We start from the raw sequence: 1,938 nt of genomic DNA, 5'->3' as shown, positions 1-1,938 counted from the left end.
CTCAACTTCCGGCTGATCCTCATTTGGCATATCTTCTGGCACATTACCCACGAAGGGTCTTAAAAGACTCACGCGAAACGCATTATGAATCTTCCACGCATCAGGCAATTTCAGCGTGTAAGCCACATCGTTGATCTTGTCAAGCACTTGAAAAGGCCCATAGTAATGCATGCTGAGCTTAGGAAACAACTGTTCCTTGCCCTTCATTTTCTTTAACCTTGCCTTTTCGAACCTTAACAGAACCCAATCACCTGGTGATAACAGCAATTCCCGACGGTGACGATCAGCAACCTTTTTCTGCTTTGCTTGAGTCTTCTCCAAGGCAACTTTAATTTTCTTGTACATTTCATCCATGTTCTCAACATATCGATCTGCCTCAAAGATCTTGTCCTTTGTGTGCAAAATGGGAGGAACCTTTTTACCGCCTTCAACAATCTCAAAAGGTGCTTTGCCAGTAGACGAATGCACCGCATTATTGTACGCATACTCAAGCATAGGCAAATACTGTTCCCACTTACCTTATTATTTGACACATAGCATTTCAGCAGATCTAAGACAGTAGAATTAGCCTCTTCTGACTGTCCATCAGTTTGTGGATGAAACGAAGACGAGAACTTGAGCGTAGTGCCCATGTTCTCAAACAATCCTCTCCATAACAAACTGGTCATGCGAGGATCACGATCACTGATAATCGATTGTGGCATACCATGGTACTTAAACACATTGTACATGAACAAGCGTGCCATCTGATCAGATTTTATCTTCTTCCTGACAGGGATAAAATGGGCCTGCTTGCTGAACCTACAGATAATGGTCCATATACCATCATTCCCTGTTGGCGTCCTTGGAAGATCAAAGATAAAGTCCATAGCAATGCTTTCCCATGGCTTATCCGGAATCGGCAGTGGTTGTAACAACCCTGGTGCCTTTTGCCTGTCAAACTTGACCTTTTGGCAAACTATGCATGCTCGCACAAAGGCATCCACATCTCTCCTCAAGGTAGGCCAATAGAAGAATGTCTCTACCGCTTTAACTGTTGCATCAATGCCACGATGCCCTGCATACGGTGGGACATGACTCTCTTCCATGACCTTATGTCGCAATGGCCTAGTGACACAAAGTCTGCCATGCATCATCATAAAACCATCTCTGAGGAGGTAGTGCTCATGGCGTTGTCCTTCCTGTAACTGTTCGAAGATCCTTGCAAAATCTTCATCACTCGCATACTGTTCCTTCATGTCATCAAGCTCATGATGATAAGGAATTGACACAGCTGAAATTTGTGGCTTTCTTGATAACGCATCAGCCACAACATTCTTCTTGCCTTCCACATGCACAATCTGGAAATGGAACATGGACAGAATGTTTGCCCATCGCATATGCTTCTCAGATAACTTTGTTTGTGTCAAGAAGTATCGCAAGGTCTGATGGTCCGTTTGGACAACGAAATCTGCACCTAGCAGGTAGTGTTTCCAACTTAAGAGCGCATGAATCACAGCCAGTAACTCTTTCTCATAGACCTGCATGGTCATCTCTGGCCCTTGCAAAATTCGGCTTTCATAGGCTACAACCCGTCCATCTTGCATTAGCACTGCTCCGATGCTACTGCCACACGCGTCACACTGGACCACAAATGACTTCCTGAGATCTGGCAAAACAATAACTGGATCTGAAGTCAACTTTTCCTTTAAGAGACTAAAAGCTGAAATCTCTTTTTGGGTCCATTTGAAAGTGACCTCTTTCTTTTGCAATGCGTGAAGAGGCGATGCTATCTCTGCAAAATTTCTGATAAACCTTCTATAGTAGGAACACAATCCCAAGAAGCTTCTGACATCGTGCACAGTCTTCAAGTCTGGCCATGTCTTGATAGCTTCGACCTTTGCGGGATCCATTCTAACACCATCCTTTGAGACTATGTGGCCCAGAAAGTGGATCTCT

The 1,938-nt window shown here is 44.2% G+C and carries 2 protein-coding genes; both read right to left on the bottom strand.

The window, feature by feature from the left end; translation table 11 throughout:
• A partial coding sequence (locus DD606_RS24845; RefSeq protein WP_139158365.1) for a hypothetical protein occupies positions 1-207 on the bottom strand: 207 nt, incomplete at its 3' end.
• A gap of 26 nt (positions 208-233) precedes the next feature.
• A partial coding sequence (locus DD606_RS24840) for an RNase H-like domain-containing protein (RefSeq protein ID WP_219824233.1) occupies positions 234-1,938 on the bottom strand: 1,705 nt, incomplete at its 5' end.

Origin of the sequence: Enterobacter cloacae complex sp. GF14B (genome assembly GCF_004136805.1) — a bacterium.
In the GTDB taxonomy this organism is placed as follows: Bacteria; Pseudomonadota; Gammaproteobacteria; order Enterobacterales; family Enterobacteriaceae; genus Enterobacter; species Enterobacter hormaechei_C.
Note: the sequence above shows the minus strand (reverse complement) of the source record. Positions and strands in the feature narration are given on the sequence as shown.